The sequence below is a fragment of the Sphingopyxis sp. JAI108 genome (assembly GCF_013410105.1).
GTDB lineage: Bacteria > Pseudomonadota > Alphaproteobacteria > Sphingomonadales > Sphingomonadaceae > Sphingopyxis > Sphingopyxis chilensis.
Map to the genome: position 1 here is coordinate 1302797 of NZ_JACCCJ010000001.1, position 20000 is coordinate 1322796.

The 20000-nt window shown below is 65.2% G+C and carries 19 protein-coding genes and 1 tRNA gene; 8 read left to right on the top strand and 12 right to left on the bottom strand.

All coding sequences use genetic code 11. From position 1 onward, the window contains the following. Positions 1–58: 58 nt before the first annotated feature. The 6 genes from HDC29_RS06180 to HDC29_RS06205 all read right to left on the bottom strand — a co-directional run bounded on the left by HDC29_RS06180 (position 59) and on the right by HDC29_RS06205 (position 7641). A complete protein-coding gene (locus tag HDC29_RS06180; RefSeq protein WP_179495414.1) occupies positions 59–781 on the bottom strand; it encodes a HupE/UreJ family protein in 723 nt (240 codons plus the stop codon). A 69-nt stretch (positions 782–850) separates the two neighbouring features. Then, complete coding sequence (locus HDC29_RS06185; RefSeq protein WP_179497284.1) at positions 851–4045, bottom strand: CusA/CzcA family heavy metal efflux RND transporter; 3195 nt, start codon at positions 4043–4045, stop codon at positions 851–853. Positions 4046–4070: 25 nt separating this feature from the next. After that, positions 4071–5312, bottom strand: a complete 1242-nt coding sequence (locus tag HDC29_RS06190; protein ID WP_179495416.1) for an efflux RND transporter periplasmic adaptor subunit — start codon at positions 5310–5312, stop codon at positions 4071–4073. Then, on the bottom strand, positions 5309–6541 hold the full coding sequence (locus HDC29_RS06195) for a TolC family protein (protein WP_257018077.1): 1233 nt from the start codon (positions 6539–6541) through the stop codon (positions 5309–5311). The genes HDC29_RS06190 and HDC29_RS06195 overlap by 4 nt, the downstream gene beginning before the upstream one ends. A gap of 110 nt (positions 6542–6651) precedes the next feature. Then, positions 6652–7059, bottom strand: coding sequence for a hypothetical protein (locus HDC29_RS06200; protein WP_179495421.1), 408 nt, complete (start codon positions 7057–7059; stop codon positions 6652–6654). Positions 7060–7209: 150 nt separating this feature from the next. Continuing rightward, positions 7210–7641: a UTRA domain-containing protein gene (locus HDC29_RS06205; RefSeq protein ID WP_326913376.1), complete on the bottom strand. Its 432-nt coding sequence runs from the start codon at positions 7639–7641 to the stop codon at positions 7210–7212. Positions 7642–8105: 464 nt separating this feature from the next. Here HDC29_RS06205 and HDC29_RS06210 point away from each other — a divergent pair. Next, positions 8106–8179 (top strand) — tRNA-Gly (locus tag HDC29_RS06210). A gap of 194 nt (positions 8180–8373) precedes the next feature. Then, positions 8374–8790, top strand: coding sequence for a Rap1a/Tai family immunity protein (locus HDC29_RS06215; RefSeq protein WP_179495423.1), 417 nt, complete (start codon positions 8374–8376; stop codon positions 8788–8790). A gap of 71 nt (positions 8791–8861) precedes the next feature. On the opposite strand, the gene HDC29_RS06220 is transcribed toward HDC29_RS06215, so the two are convergent. Then, positions 8862–9365 (bottom strand): FKBP-type peptidyl-prolyl cis-trans isomerase, encoded by a 504-nt coding sequence (locus HDC29_RS06220; RefSeq protein ID WP_257018079.1) that lies wholly within the window; start codon positions 9363–9365, stop codon positions 8862–8864. Positions 9366–9575: 210 nt separating this feature from the next. Here HDC29_RS06220 and HDC29_RS06225 point away from each other — a divergent pair, with 210 nt between their 5' ends. After that, positions 9576–9749, top strand: a complete 174-nt coding sequence (locus HDC29_RS06225) for a DUF1328 domain-containing protein (RefSeq protein ID WP_179495424.1) — start codon at positions 9576–9578, stop codon at positions 9747–9749. A gap of 145 nt (positions 9750–9894) precedes the next feature. Here the strand turns inward: HDC29_RS06225 and HDC29_RS06230 are convergent, their stop codons facing one another. Then, positions 9895–11712: a DUF885 family protein gene (locus HDC29_RS06230; protein ID WP_179495426.1), complete on the bottom strand. Its 1818-nt coding sequence runs from the start codon at positions 11710–11712 to the stop codon at positions 9895–9897. A 215-nt stretch (positions 11713–11927) separates the two neighbouring features. Between HDC29_RS06230 and HDC29_RS06235 the strand changes: the two genes are divergently transcribed. The 5 genes from HDC29_RS06235 to HDC29_RS06255 all read left to right on the top strand — a co-directional run bounded on the left by HDC29_RS06235 (position 11928) and on the right by HDC29_RS06255 (position 15597). Further along, the gene (locus HDC29_RS06235) at positions 11928–12158 is read left to right on the top strand and encodes a hypothetical protein (protein ID WP_179495428.1); all 231 of its coding nucleotides are present in this window, start codon (positions 11928–11930) and stop codon (positions 12156–12158) included. A gap of 202 nt (positions 12159–12360) precedes the next feature. Continuing rightward, a complete protein-coding gene (locus tag HDC29_RS06240) occupies positions 12361–12945 on the top strand; it encodes an EF-hand domain-containing protein (protein WP_179495430.1) in 585 nt (194 codons plus the stop codon). A 138-nt stretch (positions 12946–13083) separates the two neighbouring features. Continuing rightward, positions 13084–13818 (top strand): response regulator, encoded by a 735-nt coding sequence (locus HDC29_RS06245; RefSeq protein WP_179495432.1) that lies wholly within the window; start codon positions 13084–13086, stop codon positions 13816–13818. Continuing rightward, positions 13815–15167, top strand: a complete 1353-nt coding sequence (locus tag HDC29_RS06250; RefSeq protein WP_373562766.1) for a sensor histidine kinase — start codon at positions 13815–13817, stop codon at positions 15165–15167. Before HDC29_RS06245 ends, HDC29_RS06250 begins: the two co-directional genes overlap by 4 nt. A 115-nt stretch (positions 15168–15282) precedes the next feature. Then, positions 15283–15597 carry a hypothetical protein gene (locus HDC29_RS06255; RefSeq protein WP_179495434.1) on the top strand — a complete coding sequence of 105 codons (315 nt, stop codon included), beginning with the start codon at positions 15283–15285 and terminating at the stop codon, positions 15595–15597. 9 nt (positions 15598–15606) lie between these two features. Here the strand turns inward: HDC29_RS06255 and HDC29_RS06260 are convergent, their stop codons facing one another. The 4 genes from HDC29_RS06260 to HDC29_RS06275 form a co-directional block, all read right to left on the bottom strand. Continuing rightward, the gene (locus tag HDC29_RS06260; protein WP_179495436.1) at positions 15607–16407 is read right to left on the bottom strand and encodes an acyl-CoA thioesterase II; all 801 of its coding nucleotides are present in this window, start codon (positions 16405–16407) and stop codon (positions 15607–15609) included. A 7-nt stretch (positions 16408–16414) separates the two neighbouring features. Further along, positions 16415–17584 (bottom strand): trans-acting enoyl reductase family protein, encoded by a 1170-nt coding sequence (locus HDC29_RS06265; protein ID WP_179495438.1) that lies wholly within the window; start codon positions 17582–17584, stop codon positions 16415–16417. 72 nt (positions 17585–17656) lie between these two features. Next, entirely contained in the window at positions 17657–18169 is a 513-nt protein-coding gene (locus tag HDC29_RS06270) for a DoxX family protein (RefSeq protein WP_179495440.1), read from the bottom strand. Positions 18170–18239: 70 nt separating this feature from the next. Next, positions 18240–19961: a cellulase family glycosylhydrolase gene (locus HDC29_RS06275; protein WP_179495442.1), complete on the bottom strand. Its 1722-nt coding sequence runs from the start codon at positions 19959–19961 to the stop codon at positions 18240–18242. Between the last annotated feature and the right edge of the window lie 39 nt (positions 19962–20000).

Here is a 20000-nt window from a genome sequence, read left to right on the forward strand (position 1 = left end):
GTTGGCAAGTCTTCGATTTGGGGTTTCTGGCTGTTGAACATGATGGATTTCCTTTGGGTTAGCTGATGACGTAGCCGGCGAGCTGGTAGCCGACGAGCACGAAGCCCGCGGTCATCAGCAGCACATTGGCGGCGAAGGCATGGCGCATGAAACTCGGCGTGCGGCGCCAGAAGCCCATGACGATCAGGATAGCGCCGAGCGCCAGCAATTGCCCGATCTCGACCCCGATGTTGAAGGCGAGCAGGTTTGCGATCAGCCCTTCTTGCGCGATCTCGAACTCGATGATCTTGGTCGCCAAGCCAAAGCCGTGGAAGAAACCGAAGATCAGCGTGGCGGCCTTGGTGTTCGGCTGGACGCCGAACCAGCGCTGATAGGCGCCGAGATTGTCGAGCGCCTTATACACGACGGACAGGCCGATAATCGCGTCGATGATATAGGCGTTGGCGCTGATGCCGGTGAGCACGCCGAACAGCATCGTCGTCGAATGGCCGATCGCGAACAGGGTCACATACAGCCCGATGTCCTTCATCCGGTAGAGAAAGAAGATGACGCCGAAGAGGAAGAGCAGATGGTCGTAGCCCGTGACCATATGCTTGGCGCCCAGATAGACGAACGGCCAGAAGAGGACGCCGCTGCTTTCCTGGATATAGCCCTTGTCGCCCTCGGCGACATTATGCGCCCAGGCATCGGCGCCTGCCGCGAGCGTGAGTAGGGTCAGGCTTAGCGCGAGCAGGAGCCTCTGAAGATTTTTGCCCCGCGGGACGGTCGTCCGGATGAACATGCGGATATTCTCCTTGGTGATGGGTGCCCCGCGCGCCGCAAGGATGCGCGGGGCGAGCGGTCAGGCCGGTTAAGGCCGGGCCGCTGGGGGCTCGGTTGTCTGGTCTTTCGCCCCGCGTCCGTGGACCATGCGATAAAGCGCGGGCAGGATGAGCAAGGTCAGGATCGTCGAGGAGACGATGCCGCCGATCACCACGGTCGCGAGCGGTCGCTGGACCTCGGCACCGGCGCCGACGTTGAACGCCATCGGCACGAAGCCGAGGCTCGCCACCAGCGCGGTCATCAGCACCGGGCGCAGACGCGTCAGCGCGCCTTCGCGGATCGCTTCGTCCAGCCCGCTGCCGCTTTCACGCAGCTGTCGGATGAAGCTCAGCATCACGACGCCGTTGAGCACCGCCACCCCCGACAGGGCGATGAAGCCAACCCCGGCCGAGATCGACAGCGGCATGTCGCGGATGAGCAGCGCGGCGACGCCCCCGGTGAGCGCGAGCGGCACCCCCGAAAAGACGATCGCCGCATCCCTGGCCGAGCGGAAGAGCGCATATAGCAGTCCGAAGATCAGCAGTAGCGCGGCGGGCACGACGACTTGCAGGCGCTTTGCCGCCGAGATCAGCTGCTCGAAGGTGCCGCCATAAGCGACCCAATATCCGGGGGGCACCTCGACCTCGGCATCGACCTTGGCCTGAAGCTCCGCGATGAACGAGCCGAGATCGCGGCCCCGCACGTTCGCGGTCACCACGACGCGGCGCTTGCCGTCCTCGCGGCTGATCTGGTTGGGGCCGATCACGACCTCGACCTTCGCGACATCGGCGAGCGGCACGAAACCGCGCAGCCCCGCATCGGGCGCCGCTCCCATCGTCACGTCGGCCGATGGGCCGATGGCGGGAAGCGGAATGCGCAGCCGCCCGATCTCGTCGACCCGTTCGCGGACGTTCTCGGGCAGGCGAACGACGATCGGGAAGCGCCGGTCGCCCTCGAAAATCTGGCCGGCCTGGACCCCGCCGATCGACACCGCGACGACATCCTGGATGTCGCCGACGTTGAGGCCGAAGCGCGCGAGCGCCGCCCGGTCGGGGGTGATTTGCAGCATCGGCAGGCCGGTGACCTGCTCGACGCTGACATCCGCCGCTCCTTCGAGGCCCGAAGCCACGCCATCGAGCTGCTGACCGATTTCGAGCAGCGTATCGAGATCGTCGCCGAAGACCTTGATCGCGACATCGGCGCGCACCCCCGAAAGCAGTTCGTTGAAGCGCATCTGGATCGGCTGGGTGAACTCGTAATTATTGCCCGGAATCTCTGCCACTGCGGCTTGCAGTTCGCGGACAAGCTGGTCCTTGGGCTTGCGCGGGTTCGGCCAGTCGGCGCGATCCTTCATGATGATGAAGGTATCGGCGACCGAGGGCGGCATCGGATCGGTCGCGACTTCGGCGGTGCCGATCTTCGCCACCACCCGGTCGACCTCGGGGAACTGCTTGATCCGCGCTTCGAGCGCGGTCTGCATCTGCACCGATTGGGACAGGCTGGTTCCTGGGATGCGGAGCGCGTGGAGCGCGATGTCGCCCTCATCGAGATTGGGCACGAACTCCGAGCCCATCCGGCTTGCGGCGATCCCCGAGATCACGACAAGCGCGACCGCACCCGCGACGAACGCGGCCCGAGCCCGCATCGCCTTGTCGAGCGCGGGGGCGTAGATGCGCCGCGCCCAGCCCATCAGCCGGCTTTCCTTCTCCTCGACCTTGCCGGTGACGAACAGCGCTACGGCTGCCGGCACGAAGGTGAGTGAAAGGATGAGTGCAGCGGTCAGCGCCATCACGACGGTAATCGCCATCGGGTGGAACATCTTGCCCTCGACCCCCGTGAGCGCGAAGATCGGCACGTAGACGAGCGCGATGATCAGCATCCCGAACAGCGATGGGCGGATCACTTCAGACGTTGCGGTCGCCGCGAGCTGGAAGCGCTCGTCGCGATCGAGCAGGCGGCCGAGCCGGTGCTGTGCCTCGCCGAAGCGGCGGAGGCAATTCTCGACGATGATGACCGCGCCGTCGACGATCAGACCGAAGTCGAGCGCGCCGAGGCTCATCAGATTGCCCGAGATGCCGCCGCGCACCATGCCGCTGATCGTCATCAGCATCGTGATCGGGATGACCGCCGCGGTGATCAGCGCCGCGCGGACGTTGCCGAGCAGCAGGAAGAGAATGACGATGACGAGGAGCGCGCCTTCGATCAGGTTTTTCTCGACGGTCCAGATCGCGCGCTCGACAAGGTCGGTGCGGTCGTAGATCGCGACGGCTTTCACGCCCGCGGGGAGCGCCTTTGCCGCTTCTTCGAGCCGTTCGGCGGCGGCGCGCGCAACGATGCGGCTGTTCTCGCCCGCGAGCATGAACACGGTACCGAGCACGACCTCCTTGCCATTTTCGGTCGCGGCGCCGGTGCGTAGCTCCTCGCCCATGCCGATGTCGGCGACGTCGGCGATACGAATCGGCACGCCGTTCCGGTTGCTGACGATGATCATTCCGAGTTCGTCGGTGCCGGCGGCCTGACCCGGCGTGCGGACGAGATATTGCTCGCCATAGCGTTCGACATAGCCCGCACCGCGATTGTCGTTGTTGCGTTCGAGCGCCTGCACCACATCGCCCAGCGTGAGTCCGTAGGTCGAGAGCCGCGCCGGGATCGGGGTCACATGATATTGGCGCTCGAAGCCGCCGATGCTGTTGACCTCGGTCACCCCGGGCGTGCTGCGAAGCTGCGGACGGATTACCCAATCCTGCAAGGTGCGCAGATCCTCGGGCGTGTAGGCGCTGCCGTCGGGCTTCTTCGCCCCCGGCTCGGCCTCCAGCGTATACATGAAGATCTCGCCGAGGCCGGTCGCGATTGGTCCCATTTCGGGGGTTACGCCGGGCGGTAGCTGTTCGCGCGCCGATTGCAGCCGTTCGTTGATGAGCTGCCGCGCGAAATAGATGCTCGTGCCATCCTCGAAGACCGCAGTGACCTGGGAGAGACCGTAGCGCGATACCGAGCGGGTGTATTGCAGTCCCGGCAGGCCGGCGATCGCCGTCTCGACCGGGAAGGTGACGCGCTGTTCGGCTTCGAGCGGGGAAAAGCCCGCCGCCTCGCTGTTGATCTGGACCTGGACGTTGGTGATGTCGGGGGTGGCGTCAATCGGCAGGCGCTGGAAGCTCCAGACGCCGATCGCGCAGAGCAAAACGACAATTGCGATGACCGACCAGCGAAAGCGGATTGCAGCCGCAATCAGTCGTTCAAGCAAAGGGAGTTTACCCGGTGAGGCTGGATCAATGGTCATGGCTGGCCCCAGACTTCTCGATGTCGGCGCGGATCAGGAAAGCGCCATCGGTGACATAGATTTCGCCGGGCGCGAGCCCGCCGAGCACTTCCGTCCACTCGGGGGTACGGCGACCGATTTCCAGCATCCGCACCTCATAGGTGTTGCCGACCTTGGCGAAGACGACCTCGAAGTCGCGGAAGCGCTGGATCGCCTTGGTCCGCACCGCGAGCGGGACATTCGCTTGCGACACGGCGAAGCTGCCCTCCACGCCCATTCCGGGCCGGAACTCGCGCGACGCGACCGGCGGCAGATGGACATGCGCGAGCATCGTCTGGCTCGCGACATCCGCCGTTGGCAGCACCGCCTCGACCTCGGCCTGAAAGCGCGCTTCACCCGAAAGGCTCTTGAGGCTCACCGGCTGACCGACGCGCACTCGCTCGGCATCGCGCGGATAAACGAAGAACTCGGCGTGGAGCTTGGTCGGATCGGCAATCACGAACAGCGCACGGTCGCCGGTCGTGTCGCCGACATTGACATTCTTCTCGACGATCGTGCCGCTGATCGGGGCTGGCACCGTGTAAATCTGGAGCGAATGGCTTGATTCCACCCGTGCCAGCACCTGGCCGCGGCGGACCTGCTGACCGAGCTTGCCGTTCAGCGACACGATCAGGCCTGGCAGCCGCGCGCGGACATCGGCCTTTCCTTCGGGCGTGATCTCGATCCGGCCGCTCATGTCGATGAGGTCGCTGACCGTCGCCGGTCCTGCGGCCTCGACCTTGACCCCGCCAGCCTTGGCGGCGTCGGGTGCGATCACCGTGCGGCCCTCATAGGACTGATAGGCCCATTTGTGACTGCGGCCACCTTCGGACGCGGCGACGCGAACATCGAAGCTGTGTGGTTCGGTGACCACCCCGCTGCCGCGCAGGAAATCCTCCTGCGGCGCAAAGCTGAAGCGATCGACCTTGCCGCCGAGGCGGCCGAGCTCGATCGTCAGCTTGACGTCCGAGGGTTTGGCCGGCTTGTCGTTCCGATAAGCGTAAACGCGAAACTCGGGATCGACGCCATCTTCGAAGATGGTGACCTCCAGCGCAAAATCGCCTTCGCGCAGCATCCGGCCGCGGTGCGGGCCGCGCTCATATTCGCCGGCCTTCGCCGCTGTGGTTTCCTTGTTCTCCGTGCCGCTGTCGCCGCAGCCAGTGAGCAAAGCCAGGGCAATGACCGACGCCGCCCCGAGCAGATATTTGGTCATCGTATCGTCTCCATTTTGGCAAGCAGGGGTGTGTGGCGGCCGGTCAAACGGTCGAGCCGGACGCCCAGAAGGTGAAAGCGGCGAAGCAACTCGATCCGCCGCGCCCGCGCGTCGGACACCGCCGCCTGCGCCTGCGAAAATTCGAGGAAGGTGAAAGCCGTGCCGCCGCGCGCTAGTCCGTCGCGGATCAGCCGCACCGCGCGCGTCGCGCTGGGCAGCACTTCGGCATCGATGCGCTTGACCTCGGACGCAATCAGCTGCCGATCCGCCACAATCTTGCCGATCTCTCGCTCGATCTCGACTCGTGTCACCGCGACATCGGCTTCGATGGCGCGCTTCTCGGCCTGCGCCCGCGCCACATTACCGCGATTGGCAGTTTTGGTGCCGAGCGGGATCGAGCCGCCGACCATCACCGCGACGTCATTGCCCTCGCCAAAGTGGCGAAGCCCGACCCGTCCGCTCGGATCGGCGACATTGCCGGCCTCGGCGAGTTTCACCTTGGCGTCGGCGGCTGCGAGTTCGGCCGCGAGAATGGCGACGTCGGCCGAATCCGCCTTTGGCGGCACGGCGAGATCGAGCGTCTCGAAAAGGGCGGGGTCGAGCTTGAAGTCGCCGCTGCCGCCCCACCAGGCCGCGAGATTATTACGCGCGTTCCGTGCACTTTCGCGCGCCTGTTCGAGCGCGATTTCGGCCTGCGCAACATTGGTCCGCGCGCGCTCGGCGGCGAACCACGGATCGAGCGCGCCGGTGACGCGCTTCACGACATCGAGTTCGACGCGCTGGAGATCGGCGAGGCGCGTCTCGGCGACGGGGATCGCGGCCTCGGTGGCCAGCGCCTCGACCCACGCCGCTTGCACGCGCGCGAGGCGATCGAGCAGGCGGACGCGGTTTTGCGCTCCGACGATCGCGACATCGGCCCGCGCCGCGCCGATACGCGCCTCGCGCTTGCCGCCGCGTTCCCACGTCCGCTCATACCAGCCGGTCGCCTGCGACCGGTTCAGCGGCGAATAGGGTCCGGTCCCGGCGAAATCCTCGAAATCGATGCCGACGACATCGCGCGGACGGACGTCGGCCTGCAGGATGGCGGCGTCGGCGGCTTCGAGACGCGCGGCATTGGCAGCGATAGCGGGGTCGTTCGTCGCGACCCGCGAAAGCGCTTCGTCGAGGCCCAGAGTTTGCGCCGATGCAGGCTGCGCCACGAGGATAAGCAGGACCGCCCCGCAGAGCATGGCTCTACGCGCGGCACGCGCGCCGGAGCGCGCACGATGAAAGGAAAACATGAGATAGCGGCCTCGCTGAAAGGCATAGGAAAAGCCCACACCTCAGAAGGCGCGGGAACTCAGACGGTCAGCGAGGTGCTTCTGGGAGGTCGTTCGGGTCCGGGCGATCGCAGCCCGACGATATGTCGTTCTCGAATCGCCTGGTGCAGACTGGCGAGCGACGTGCGGGCTTCGCCCGCAGCGGCTTCGGGGACGAGCAGATTGGGGCCGCTGTCGCCATGATGATGATGACCTCCACCGGCGCGATCGCCGGGCTCATCCTCGCCATCAGAGGTGTCTTCATGATGCTCGGCGTGCGCGTCATCATTATCATGGACGGTGTCGACCGAGAAACTGGCCGGGTCATCATGATCGTGCGCGATCATCAGTCCCGGCGCGTGCTGAATCTGGTTCGCCGCTTTGGCCGGAATTGTTGCCGCATAGAACAGCATAAGCGCAACGCATAGCGCGGCTATCAGGCGATCCATGGCAGAAGCGAGCGGGTTCGTCACGGCTAAGCGTGTAATCGCGGGTGTGGCGATTGACAAGCATGGGCAATTTGGAGACCCGATGTTCGGAATTACCCCTTCAAGGCCGGAAGGCGCGATGTCTTCTGCCGGCCGTTTTCAGCTTAGCGCTTACCAGGAGGGATGAAAATGACCTTCGAGGGCGTGGTCGCCGCCAGGATACCAGAACCGGGCGAATGTTACCGGCACGTCGTCGTTCCATGTTCGCCGCTCCACGACCAGGCAGGCTTTGCCGGGGTCGATGCCGAGATGGTCTGCAAGCTTCCTATCGGCATTCTGCGCAGAAATCATATGCTTGGCCTCGGTCCAGGGCACATGCGCGAGAAGCCATTGGCCGGGACTGACCGTTTCGAGCGGCTGACAAGTAATCTGCGGCGCCGCCTCGATATTGATCAGGCGCTCCTCCAGCTGGAACGGCCGGTCGTCGCACAAATGCAGGCACAGCATGCGGATCGCTGGCGTGCCGGCGGAAAGGCCAAGATCGCTCCGGGCCGACCAGTCCGGTTCGGCCATGGCGCAATCGAGCAGGCGATAGCTATACACGCCCCCTTCGCGTTGCACCGCGTCCGACGCATCCCTGGTTGAAACCGCACTCCGGGACGTATGTCGACCAGATGGTGATCATTTGGATATCTGGAGGCTTCCATCATGGCCCTTTCGACAGAAAGGGGAGACGGGGCCATGAGCTCATAATCTGTCCAAAGCGTCGCGCCCAAGAATCGCACGTCGCCGATCGTCACGGCGGCATCCATGAGGAAGTGGACGTGCAATTCACCTGCTAGAGATTCGGCTTTAGTGGCCTCTTCAGGAAGCAAACGGGCGTACCATTCATGATTGCCGGGAACATATACCACAGGGCGGCCGCTGGCTCGCTCCGCAAGCCAGCGGACCCCTTCAGACGCCACATGGATTTCGCCTGCCGCAATAATGACATGTTGCCAAGATGTTCTCAACGGCGCGCTTGACGGCGGCCGATCAAAATGGCAATCGCCGCCGACCTTGGCGATGCGGGTATAGCATAGTGGTAATGCTCTAGCCTTCCAAGCTAGCTAGGCGGGTTCGATTCCCGCTACCCGCTCCAAGCCTTCTGAACCACCGACACCGGCAGGTCTGACTGTTCGCCGTAAGCTTCCACAATGTTTTCGACGGTTCCGTCTGGTTTGGGGTCGCGTTCGCCATGTGCTTCCCCCGATGCGGCGGGACGCCGCATATCGCTAGGCTGGCGCGGACTTAGGGTATAGAGCGGCTATGGGACGAAAGCCCCGGGGAGGGTGAATGAAGCGGTTGGTTGCTCTGGCTCTGTTCGCTGCGATGACTCCGGCCGACAGCGCGGCCTTTCAAGCGCGCGAGAGCCTCGCGGGTGGCAATTCCTATTATAATCAGTGCGTAGCGGCGGCGAAATACGATAGCGCCTGCATCGGATATTTCATGGGAATCGCCGATGCGCCGGTGATGAACGCGGAGAAATCGCCCGAGGAGGCCATTTACTGCCTGCCGGCCGGGGCGACCTATGAGCAGAACAGGGAAGTGTTCCACAAATATCTTCGGGGCAATCCGGAGATCCGGCAGGTATCGACGCATCTGCTGTTCATGATCGCGATGAACACGTCCTTTCCTTGCAAGAGCTCGCCCAGTCTCTCGGTGGACCGGGCCACGGGCGAAGTGTTCATGTCGGCGCCCAAGGCGCAATAAGGATGCGACCGGGAAATTGAGGGCGAGCTTTCCGCGCCGCGTCGATCCGTTGCAGGATTTCCCTTCCGATATCAGCGCGCAGGTTCGATCGCGAGCAATTCGACCGTGAACAGCAGGGTCGCGCCGCCGGGGATCGGGCCCTTTCCGTCGGGGCCGTAGGCGATCTGCCAGGGGATTGCGAATTCGACCTTGTCGCCGACACCCATCAATTGGACACCCTCTTGCCAGCCGTCGATCACGCGATTGAGCGGAAAGGTCGCCGGTTCGCCGCGTGCGACCGAACTGTCGAACTCGCGGCCGTCGGCGAAGGTGCCGACATAATGGACCGTCACCTCATCCGCCGGGCCGGGGTGTGCGCCGCTGCCGTCGCCGGCGACGCGGCGCCAGCGAAGTCCGCTCGGGGTCACGCGCCAGCCATCGGCGCCGTTTCGTTCGGCGAGGGCGGCCATCTGTTTGTTCAGATAGGCGGTTCCTTGTGTCGCAGGCGCTTCCCCGGGCTGCGCCAACGCTGCAGCGGAAAGGCACAGGGCGATTGCGGCAGCCGCGAGCGGCCGGTTGGGCGATGGCATAGGCATGAAACTCCCTCGAAAGATGTCCGCATAAACGCATCGCGAGCACGATAGGCAAGGGGCTATCTGCCGGAAGGCCGGAACTTTCGCGCAGGGGCGTCGTTGTCCTTTCGTATCGACAATCAGAGATTTGAGGCGCGGCCCCCGGCCGTTTCCCCCTCGAAAGCCGTGGGCTTTCGAAGCCGGTGCCGCGCGCAAATGCCAAGGAGACTTCAGATGTTCAAATGGGCTTTGATCTTCGCCGTGATCGCGCTGGTCGCCGCAGTGCTCGGCTTTGGCGGCGTCGCCGGTGCGGCAGCGGGTGTCGCCAAGATCCTGTTTTTCGTCGGCCTGGCGCTCGTCGTGCTGTTCCTGATCCTCGGTTCGGCCGCCGCGCGGAAAATAACGTAAAAAAATCGGAACGCGGCGGGAACCATCAGCGGCCCGCCGCGTTTCATCTACCTGCTTGATCGAAAGAATGAGCAGGATATGACTTCTGTCTTCGGACGAAGTCTAGGGAGCCCCGCCGCAGAAATGCGACGGGGCTTACTCGTTTCTAGGCGGGAAAGGCTTCTCGGACGCGGCGTTCGAGCACTGCGAGCGGGATGCGACCCGCGCCCAGCACGACATCGTGGAAGCGTTTGATGTCATAGCCCGGACGCTTCGATACCTCATCGCGCGCTCTGCTGATCGCGATCTGGCCGACCTTGTACGAACACGCCTGCCCCGGATAGACGATATAGCGGTCGATTTCGGTGCGCGACGCGCTCGGCGAGTTCGACGAATTTTCGACCATATAGTCGATCGCCTGTTCGCGGCTCCACCCCATCGAATGAAGCCCGGTATCGACGACGAGGCGCGACGCGCGAAAGGCATAAGAGGCGAGGTAGCCGATCTTGCCGAGCGGATCGTCGTCATACATGCCAAGCTCTTCGGCCACCTGCTCGGCGTAGAGGCCCCAGCCTTCGCCATAGGCGGTGACCGACGCCGCCTGCCGGTAGAGCGGCAGTTCGCTGTCCTCGAACTTCAGTGCCCCTTCGAACAAATGACCCGGCGCGCCCTCGTGATAGGCGAGCGTGGGGAGCGTGTAGCGCGGCCATTCGGCGGTATCGCGCAGGTTGATGAAGAAGATGCCGGGGCGCGAGCCGTCGGGGGTGCCGGCCTGCGCCGAACCGCCGGGCGCGCCGATCTCGATCTCTGGAGGGACGCGCCGGATTTCATAGGGCGCCTTGGGCAAGTGGCTGAACACCTGCGGCAGGCGGCCGCGAATCTTGACGAGCAGGCCGTTCAAATAGGCGAGCATCTCGGCGCGGCCGGCGTCGTCGTTCGCGAAGAGCTGGCCCTCTGCCTTGCCGAGAGCGTTTAGCCGGTCGCGGATGCTGCCCTTCGTATAGCCCTGCGCCTTGAGCAGCGTGTCTATCCGCGACGTCAGGTCGGCGACCTGCTCGCGGCCGATGCGATGGATTTCGGCGGCACCGAGGTTCGTCGTCGTATGCTGTGCGAGCGTCGCGGCATAATAGGCCTCGCCATCGGGCAGGCGCGCGACGCCGGCGTCTATCCCCGCTCGGGGCAAGAGTTCGGTCAGCGCGTCGATCTGTCGTGTCAGCGCGGCGCGGATCGGCCCTTCGAACACCGCCGCCGCGCGCTCGCCATAGCCCGACAGGCCGATGACGGCGCTCCGTTTCGCGATCGACGCGACGAGCGTCTTGTCCGCGACGTCGCCGTCGCGCAGGCGGCCGAGCTGCTGAAGCGCCTGGTCGAGGATGAACCGCGGTGCGACGACGCCCATCGCGGCATTCGCCTTGACGATTTCGGTGTCGGTGTCGAACAACGCGGGGATCGCCTGGAGCCGCAGCATGTAGGCGTCGGCATCGGCCTTTGTCGCGACCGGATGCTGGCTGTCAAGGAATGTGCTTACCCCGGTGTAAAAGCCGCCGAGCTGGGTAACGCCATAGGGGCCGGGGCGGTGGCCGAAGCCGCCGGTATGATAGGGGAAGCGCGCGAGCCGCTGCCGCGTGACGAGGTCGAATTCGGCGCTGTCGTGCGCGATGCGCGCCGCCTCGCCGAGCGTATCGCCCTTGATCGCGCGGACGGCAGCGAGGTCGCGGTCGATCTGGCGGGTCCGCGCCTCGCGCGCGGCAGGCGACCAGTCGGGAAATTGCGCGCGGAGCGCGGCGCGGACGCCGGTGTCGATGCCGAGCGAGGTGGCGCGCGTCGGCTCGTCGCGCAGCCCCTGTTCGAATTGGGCGGAAAGCAGCGCATCGAGGCGCGCGTCGCCGTTTTCTTGCGCCCATGCGGGGCGTGCGATCGATGCGACGGCAAGGCCGCCCATCGCCGCGAGAATGGTCCGTCGATCGGGCGCCGTGTCGGTCATGCGATTCTCCCTCCTGCTTTTACGGCGCGAGCGTAGGGGCAGTGCATCGCCGCCGCAACATGCTGAGGCTGCTGTGAAACTTTCGGTGCCGCAGCCGGGCGCCGGTTCGCTGACCCGTCCAACTTCCGCGATGAACGGCATGTGGTGGGGGGATCGATGCTGGCCGCTGATTCGTTGATCGGCGGTAGGGACATGTTCCAATGACGGAGAATGAAATGAGAATATTCAAAAAGACGGCGATAACTTTCGCGGCCCTGTCGGTCGTTGCTGCCCCGGTCGCGGCCTCGGCCGCATCGAGCGCGCCGCGCGCGGCGTCGGTCGCTGCGGGAGCAAACGAGCTTGAGGGCAATTCGAGCTGGATCATCGGGCTTGTCGGCCTGCTGGTCGGCGTTGGCGCGATCATCCTCGTCGCCGATAATGACGAAGATTCACCCGTCAGTCCCTGACGATGGTGGTTCGGGGCCGGTCCGTGACTTTGGTGCGGATCGGCCCCGTCCGCTTGCGCGCCCATGAACGGCGCGCCCTTTCTGCGACATTTTGCGACATTTTTTCGATGATCCGGCAACGGGCTGGGACAAATCGCGGCTAAAACGCCTTCATCGGGACCCGCCTCTCCCCCCGCAAGGTCCCTCGAAGGAGTTCGCTCACATGACCATGAAAATCCCTCTTTTGACGCTGGGCGCGGCCTTGATTGCCGTGCCCGTCCTCGCCGCCCCCGGTGGCGGCGATCGTAATGCGGTGCAGACCCGCGCCGAGGTGCAAACCACGGCCACCGAGATGTTCGCGAAGCTCGATGCCAACAAGGACGGCAAACTCGACGGCTCCGATCGCGCGGCCAAACGCGCCGAGATGCAGGAGAAGAAGTTCGCTCGCCTCGATGCTGACGGCGATGGCAGCATCAGCAAGGCCGAATGGGACCAGCATGGTGCCGACCGCGCCGCCAAGCGCGGTGAAAGGCGCACCGAGGCCGGCGAGGCCGGCAAGGGCAAGCGCCACGGCATACGCGGCCATCACGGCAAGCGGGGCGGCCATCATGGCATGATGATGGGCAAGGCCGATACCGATGGCGACAAGGCGATCAGCCAGGCCGAGTTCCAGACCGCGGTGCTCGCGCGCTTCGATGCGGCCGATGCGAACAAGGACGGTCAGGTGACGCCCGAGGAACGCAAGGCCCAGCGCGGCGCGTGGCGCGCCAAGCGCGGTGCGGCCCCGGCTGCTCCGGCGGGCGAATAAGCCATTTGGCAGGGGCCTTTCAGGTAACGACAGGCCATCCCCCTCCCGGCATTGCCTTTGCCGCCGGTCCCTGCCAGCTATCGCCCACCGGTCCCCGCGGACCGGTGGGCGAACTAGCATCTTTTTGACGGAAACCCGATGACCGATAGCGATACGCCGCGTATTCTGCTGATCGACGATGAACCGTCGATCCGGGAACCGCTCGCCGAATATCTGACCGCGCAGGGCTTTATGGTGGTCGATGCGGCAAGCGCCGCCGAGGCGCGCTCGGTGCTGCGCGCGCAGACGGTCGACCTTGTCGTCAGCGACATCATGATGCCCGGCGAGGACGGACTGTCGCTCACGCGCCACCTGCGCGAGACGAGCAGCATTCCCGTCATCCTGCTCACGGCGCGCGCCGAGGATACCGAACGCATTATCGGGCTGGAGATCGGTGCCGACGATTATGTCGTCAAACCCTTCAACCCGCGTGAACTGGTGGCGCGAATCCGCACCGTATTGCGGCGGACGCAGGCAGGCGGCCGCGCGATCGACGGAGGCGGGACGAGCTATGCCTTTGGCCCGTGGGTGCTGCGCGAGGTCGAGCGCGTGCTCGTCGACGAGGCGGGCGAGGAAATAGCGCTGTCGTCGGGCGAATATCATCTGCTGCATGCGCTGGTCCGCCATCCGCGGCAGGTGATGAGCCGCGACCGGCTTCTCGATCTCGTCCGCGGGCGCGAGGCCGATATCTTCGACCGCGCGATCGACAATCTGGTCAGCCGCTTGCGCAAGAAGATCGAAGTCGACGCCGCGCATCCGCAGATCGTCAAGACCGTGTGGGGCGGGGGCTATACGCTCGCCTGCGAAGTGAAACGGATGGGACCCGCCGCGTGAAGCCGCGCCTGTGGCCCCGCAGCCTCGTCGGGCAGCTCGTTTTCGCCGTCGCGGTGATGCTTTTCGTCGCGCAGGCGATCAACTTCGCGCTGCTCGCGCGCGGGCAGAAGCAGCAGTTTCTTGCGCATGGCGGCGGGATGGCCGTCGCGCGCATCATCGACGCCGTCGAGCGCGACCGGCGCGGCGAGTACCGCGCACGCCGCGAAGACCGAAACCAGGACCGGCGCGGGCGCGAGCGCGGCCCGAAGCTCGTGATATCCGAAACGCCGATCCCGGTGCCCGCCGGCGCGACGCGGATGCCCGATCTTGCCGACTATGTCTCGGGCCTGCTGCACGATGCCGAGGTCCAGGTCGAAGCGGTCGATGCCTGGATACTGCCCGCGCGTTCGCGCTTGCAACGTCCCAATTTCCCGGGCCGGATCGTCATCGTCTCGGCAAAGGTCGATGGCCGCCATTTCGCGGTGCGCAGCCGGATTCAGGTCGGCGGCGACCGGTTGCAGGGCTTTCTCGTCTGGCAGACGCTCTCGCTCTACCTCCTCCTCCTCGTCCCGGTCATGCTGATCGCGTGGCGCGTCGCACGGCCCTTGCGCGACCTGACACGCGCCGCCCGCACCAATCCGGCGCTGCGCGACGCGCCGCCGCTCGAAGAGGAAGGGCCGTCGGACATGCGCGACCTCATCGCCGCCTTCAACGCCTATCGCGGCCGGATTTCGACGATGCTGTCCGACAAGGACCGGATGCTCGGCGCGGTGGGTCACGATCTGCGAACCCCGCTCGCCAGCCTGCGCGTGCGCGTCGAGCAGGTCGACGACGACGCGCTGCGCGACAAGATGATCGCGAGCATCGAGGAAATGACGGCGATGCTGACCGATATCCTGGCATTGGCGCGGTCGGGCGCAGGAACCGAGGCGCAGGAACGCATCCCGCTCCGCGAAATGGTGGGGGAACTCGCGGCCGATTATCAGGAACGCGGCAAGGATGTCGCGATCGGCGACATTGCCGATGCCGACGTGCTGGCGCGGCCGATGCTGCTCAAGCGCGCATTGCGCAACCTTACCGACAATGCGGTGGCCTATGGGACGCGCGCGCGGCTGTCGGTGCGGGTCGAGGCCGGGCAGGCGCGGATCATTGTCTCGGACGACGGCCCCGGCCTGACCGAAGAGCAGATCAGGACGCTGATCGAACCCTTCGCGCGCGGCGAACAGTCGCGCAATCGTGCGACGGGCGGCGCCGGGCTGGGCCTGTCGATCGCGCGCGATATCGCCGAGGGTGAGGGCGGGGCGCTGACGCTGGCCAACCGCGCAGGCGGCGGGCTCGATGCGGTGATCGCTTTGCCGCTGGCGCCTTAGGGAAGGCGGCGCCCGATCCTGTTGGCCACGGGACGGTCCTGACCCGGCGCGGCGCACCGCTTCAATATGCGTTCATCTTGGCTTTGCTACGCCGTCGATCCAAAGGAGAACGGCCATGCTTATCCGTTTTGCCGCTTTCGGCGTTTCGGCGCTGTTATTGAGTGGCGTCCCTGCGGCAGCCGATCCCGGAGACTATCGGGAAGATTACCGCAAGAAGCATTGGGAGACGGTCGCCGATTGCGACAAGAAGCTCGATGAAGCGAAGGCTCGGCGCGAGTTCCGTCAAAAGGCCTTCGAGTGCGACCGTGAATTGGCCAAGCTCGACGATGAGCGCCGCCGGGAAGCCGCGAAGGAACGGCGCGAAGCCGAGAAGAAATGGCGCGAGCGCCATCATGACGGCCCGAACGACGATTACGGCTGGGACGACTGACGCATATCGTCACGCATAAATTGCGATCGCCTGACTGCCGCTGAGGATCGGCTCGCCGGCGCGGTTCCACAGCATCATGTCCTGCACCGACAGACCGTGGCGCGCATAGCCGGTCTTCGCCGAGAGCAGCCACCATCCGTCATCGGTTTCGGGCGTCCCGGTGAGCATGTTCACCGTCCAGTTCATCGAACTGATCGGGCCGAACTGGCTGAACAGCGCCATAGCGGCGGGAGGCAGCGCGTCGCCCATCGCGAGCAGCGCGACTGCGGGATGGCAGGCGGGTTCCTCGACGAAGCGCACCCAGGTCAGATATTCGCCGACCTCGCTTTTCCACGCAAAGCGCGGACCCGTCGTGGGGCGCATATCGAAATGGCGCGTGAAGGACGGGCGCGCATGATGCTCGGGCACCGGCGCCAGCGTCTCCGGATCGGGCGTATCAGGCATCGTCAGCCGGTTGTGATCGAGATGGCTTTTCCGCTCGCCCGAGAAAGCGAAGACCGCGGCGGTGCCGAAGCCCTGATCGCTCGACACGCCGGCGTCGATGAACAGCGAGGATTTCGACTGGCGCAGCACGCGCGTTTCGACCGTGCAGTCGCCTCCTACGGGGCCGACGAAACTGATCTGCGCATAGCGCAGCGGCGTCTCGGTCGGATGCAGCGCCATCGTGCCCGCGAGCGCGACCGCCGAGCTGATCCCGCCATAGGCGGTTCGCCCCTGCATCCATCCTTCGTCGATATGCGCCTTCGCCACGCCCTCTTCGGTGCGCAGCGTCGAGAGCAGCGCGTCGAGCGGGCTGGGGCAGGTCGTCATCTTGTCTTCAGTCCTCTAGTCGGAAGGTCAGCCCGGCGTTCGCCGTCAGCCGCTCGATCAACGCGTCGCCGAGCAGCGCGCCCGGTGTCCACACGCCGCCCGCGCCCTTGTTTTCGAGCAGCGCCATCCCCGTTTCGGCGAGCATTTTCGACGTCGAGCCATAGCCGGGGTCGCGGTCGCCCTGCACCGAAGCGCGCACCGTGGTGCCGTCGGGATATTCGCCGATGAAAAGGATGTCGTAGAAGCCGTTTTCGCGCTCTTCCTTGCTCGGCCCCTCGCCGGGCTTGAGCTGCGAGTCGCCGAAGGGATTCGCCTTTGCCATCGCTTCGGCCATCGCCTTTCCGGCGTCGCCGATCGTCGTCATCACCATCTCGTCATAGACGAGATCCGCGCCCCATTGATGGCCGAGCAGGAAATTGGTGCGGTGGACATTCTTCGTGTTGATCGGCGCCATGACGAAGGGCGCCGTCCAGGTGCCCGTCGCGCCGTCATATTCGGGGATGAGGCCGGTCGGTTGCGACGGTCCCTCGAAACCGGGGGTCAGCGCAAAGGAGGATTTGAGCAGCAGCGCGAGCGACGGTTTCTTGGCGATGGCCTTCAGCGTTTCGGTCAGGCTCGCGATCGTGCCGCCCGAGGCACCGCCCGCCATCTTGCGGACGCGCCCCTTGACGCGCGGCGCGGGCTTGCCGTGGCGCTTCACCGCTTCGGCCTGGAGGAACAGCACTCCGAGATCGAAAGGAATCGAGTCGAAGCCGCAGCTGAAGGTGATCCGCGCGCCAGAGGCATTGGCGGCGGCTTCATGCGTGTCGATCATCTCGCGCATCCAGCCCGGTTCGCCGCAAAGATCGGCATAGGCGGTGCCGGCGCGGACGCACGCGGCGACGAGTTCGCTGCCATAGAGCTGGTAGGGGCCGACGGTGGTGAGCACGACCTTGGTGCTCGCGGCCATCTTGTCTAGGCTCGCGGGGTCGCTCGCGTCGGCGACGATCAACGGCGTCTCCTCGCTGGCGCCGATCAGGTCGCGCACCTCGGCGAGCTTGTCGAGACTGCGCCCTGCCATCGCCCATTTGGGCGCATCCTTGCGGCCCTTGTAATGCGCTCCAAGATATTCGGCGACGAGCCGGCCGGTAAAGCCGGTCGCACCGTAAACAATGATGTCGAGATCGCGGGACGCCATGGCAAACCCTCCCTTTACGTAAACGTTAAGTGGAGGCTAGCGCAGGCGCGGGTGCTTGCCAAGCGCGAAGCGTCAGCGCCGCCAGAAGGGGCGCTTTTCGACCACCACGGGCGCGCCGACCGCTTCGGCGCGGCCTTCGGCGCGCGCGGCGCGCACCTCGGCCTCCGTCGCGTGAACTTGCGCCCGGTGCGCCGCAAGCTCGTCGCGGCGGCGCTGGCGCAGCGCGTCGTAACTCCAGCGCGTGTGCCCATAGCCGAAGAGGCAGAGGAGCCCGCCTGCGATCGCGAGATTCTTCATCGCCGCCATCGCCTGCACCGGATCGGTGAATTCGCGGTGAAAAAAGAGGATGGTAAGGAGAACGAAGGCGGCGAGCAGGATCGACCAGAGGCGCGTCGCTACGCCAAGCGCGAGGCAGGCGCCGGCGATCAGTTCGAAGAGGCCGGTCGGGATGGCGAGACCGCCGGGAAGGCCCACCGCCGAAATCATCGCATTCGTATCGTTGACGTGGATCAGCTTGTTGATCCCCGACACGATGAAAATCACGGCGATGAACAGGCGGCCGAAAAAGACGGCGATCATGGACATGGATAATCCTCCTCTGGCGGCCCCGTCCGCTTGTGGAGAGAGGACGCGCGGGGAGGCGATGGGTTCCCCGTCAGCGCGGGGTGAAGACCAGCTCGGCCACCTCGCAGTCGCTGCAATCGAGCGCGCGCAGCGTCGCGGCGCCGGGTCCGGCGGGCAGGTCGAGGTCGGCGAGCTTCACCGTCCGCCAGACGGTGCCCGCGGGAATGGCGATGCCGCGCTCGTCGATCCCGATGCGGCCGCCCTTGGCCGATCGCACGCGCGCGGACACGGTCCAGCGGCCGGTCGTCGCGACATCGGCGCTGTAGCGCATCCATTCGCCGGTGACGAAGTCGCCGACATAGGGTGCGCCGCCCGCGTCGCGCGCGATATCGACGCCGTCGTTGCGATAGGCGGCGCCATTGTTCCACGGCGTCCGCTCGCCGCCGGTGGCGACGTGATAATTGGCGTCGACCGTGTCGTGATAGGCGACGCCCGGCGGCCCGAGGTCGTAATCGACGGCGGGAATGGTCAGCGTTTCATCGCCCAGCCTGCGCGTTTGGAATGCGCGATAGCTCGCATCGTGCGGCTGGCGGAACATCGCGTCGATGACATCGGGCTTGGGGATATTCTTCTCGAAGCGCGCGCTGTCGGCGAGCTGCATCATCGCGGCGAAGGCCTCGTCGGCCGGGGGTTTCTCTCCCTTGCCCGTCATCCATGCCACGATCTTCATCCAGCCGTCGCCGGCGACGATCTCGAGCGGCTGGTTGAAACCGATCTTCTTGAGCGGCCAGAAATTCCAGCCGATGCCGCCCTCTTCGACGAGCGCGATCGCGTCGCGATACCATGCGTTGCTGTTCTCGCCCGACTCGCCGAGCCAGATCGGGCGGTTATAGCTGCTGCGCAGCGCCTTGATTTCGGCGATGCTGCTTTCGTCATTGCGATTCCAGTATTTATGGAAACTGAGCACCATATTGGCGTCCCAAGCGGGCGGCAGACCCCCGTAATTATTGCCCCAGCAATTGCCCTCGATGATCACGATATGCTTGGTATCGACCTCGCGGATCGCTTTCGTGATGCGGTGCTGGAGGCTCCAGACCGCCTTGTTCTCGGTCTCGTCGCAGCCATTGCCCTTGCCGGGAGTCGCGAAGCTCCAGTTGGGCTCGTTGATCAGGTCATAGGCGCCGATCCACGGCTCGTCCTTGTAGCGCGCGGCGAGCTTGCGCCACAGCGCGACGGTCTTGCGCTGGTTCTCCTCGCTTTGCCACAGCGAGGGCTTGTCGGGGTCGCGGTCGGAAATGGCGAGGTCGTTGCCCTGGCCGCCCGGTGCGGCGTGGAGATCGAGGATCAGGTAGATGCTATTCGCCTTGCTCCATTCGAGCAGGCGGTCGATGCGCTCGAAACCTTCCTCGTTCCATGTATCCTCCCCCCGCTTCGGCTCCTTGTCGGCGGGCAGGGTGAGCCGGTCGAAATGGATCGGCAGGCGCACCGAGTTGAAACCCCATTTCGCCATCGCGTCGATGTCGGCGCGGGTCGTGTGATTGTCGAGCCAGGCGCGATAGAATTGCGCGGTGCGCTCCTCGCCGACGAGTTCGACCAATTTCGCGCGAATCTTGTGCTGCTGCCCGACCTCGCCAAGCTTCAGCATATAGCCTTCCTGAAGCATCCAGCCGCCGAGCCCCATGCCGCGCAGGATCACCGGCTTGCCCGATCCGTCCACGATCGCTGTCCCTTCAACCTTCAGAAAGCCTTGGGCGTGTGCGGCGGCGGAAGGAAACAGCGCGGCGAGCGTGAGTGCGGCGGCACGGAATTTCATGACCTCATCCCCATTTTCGATTTATGGGAACGTTATCAA

Excerpts from the sequence above, each read along its gene's own strand:
- HDC29_RS06180 (WP_179495414.1), bottom strand. The coding sequence starts at position 781 with ATGTTCATCCGGACGACCGTCCCGCGGGGCAAAAATCTTCAGAGGCTC.
- HDC29_RS06190 (WP_179495416.1), bottom strand. The coding sequence starts at position 5,312 with ATGACCAAATATCTGCTCGGGGCGGCGTCGGTCATTGCCCTGGCTTTG.
- HDC29_RS06195 (WP_257018077.1), bottom strand. The coding sequence starts at position 6,541 with ATGCTCTGCGGGGCGGTCCTGCTTATCCTCGTGGCGCAGCCTGCATCG.
- HDC29_RS06200 (WP_179495421.1), bottom strand. The coding sequence starts at position 7,059 with ATGGATCGCCTGATAGCCGCGCTATGCGTTGCGCTTATGCTGTTCTAT.
- HDC29_RS06215 (WP_179495423.1), top strand. The coding sequence starts at position 8,374 with ATGAAGCGGTTGGTTGCTCTGGCTCTGTTCGCTGCGATGACTCCGGCC.
- HDC29_RS06220 (WP_257018079.1), bottom strand. The coding sequence starts at position 9,365 with ATGCCTATGCCATCGCCCAACCGGCCGCTCGCGGCTGCCGCAATCGCC.
- HDC29_RS06225 (WP_179495424.1), top strand. The coding sequence starts at position 9,576 with ATGTTCAAATGGGCTTTGATCTTCGCCGTGATCGCGCTGGTCGCCGCA.
- HDC29_RS06230 (WP_179495426.1), bottom strand. The coding sequence starts at position 11,712 with ATGACCGACACGGCGCCCGATCGACGGACCATTCTCGCGGCGATGGGC.
- HDC29_RS06235 (WP_179495428.1), top strand. The coding sequence starts at position 11,928 with ATGAGAATATTCAAAAAGACGGCGATAACTTTCGCGGCCCTGTCGGTC.
- HDC29_RS06240 (WP_179495430.1), top strand. The coding sequence starts at position 12,361 with ATGACCATGAAAATCCCTCTTTTGACGCTGGGCGCGGCCTTGATTGCC.
- HDC29_RS06245 (WP_179495432.1), top strand. The coding sequence starts at position 13,084 with ATGACCGATAGCGATACGCCGCGTATTCTGCTGATCGACGATGAACCG.
- HDC29_RS06255 (WP_179495434.1), top strand. The coding sequence starts at position 15,283 with ATGCTTATCCGTTTTGCCGCTTTCGGCGTTTCGGCGCTGTTATTGAGT.
- HDC29_RS06260 (WP_179495436.1), bottom strand. The coding sequence starts at position 16,407 with ATGACGACCTGCCCCAGCCCGCTCGACGCGCTGCTCTCGACGCTGCGC.
- HDC29_RS06265 (WP_179495438.1), bottom strand. The coding sequence starts at position 17,584 with ATGGCGTCCCGCGATCTCGACATCATTGTTTACGGTGCGACCGGCTTT.
- HDC29_RS06270 (WP_179495440.1), bottom strand. The coding sequence starts at position 18,169 with ATGTCCATGATCGCCGTCTTTTTCGGCCGCCTGTTCATCGCCGTGATT.
- HDC29_RS06275 (WP_179495442.1), bottom strand. The coding sequence starts at position 19,961 with ATGAAATTCCGTGCCGCCGCACTCACGCTCGCCGCGCTGTTTCCTTCC.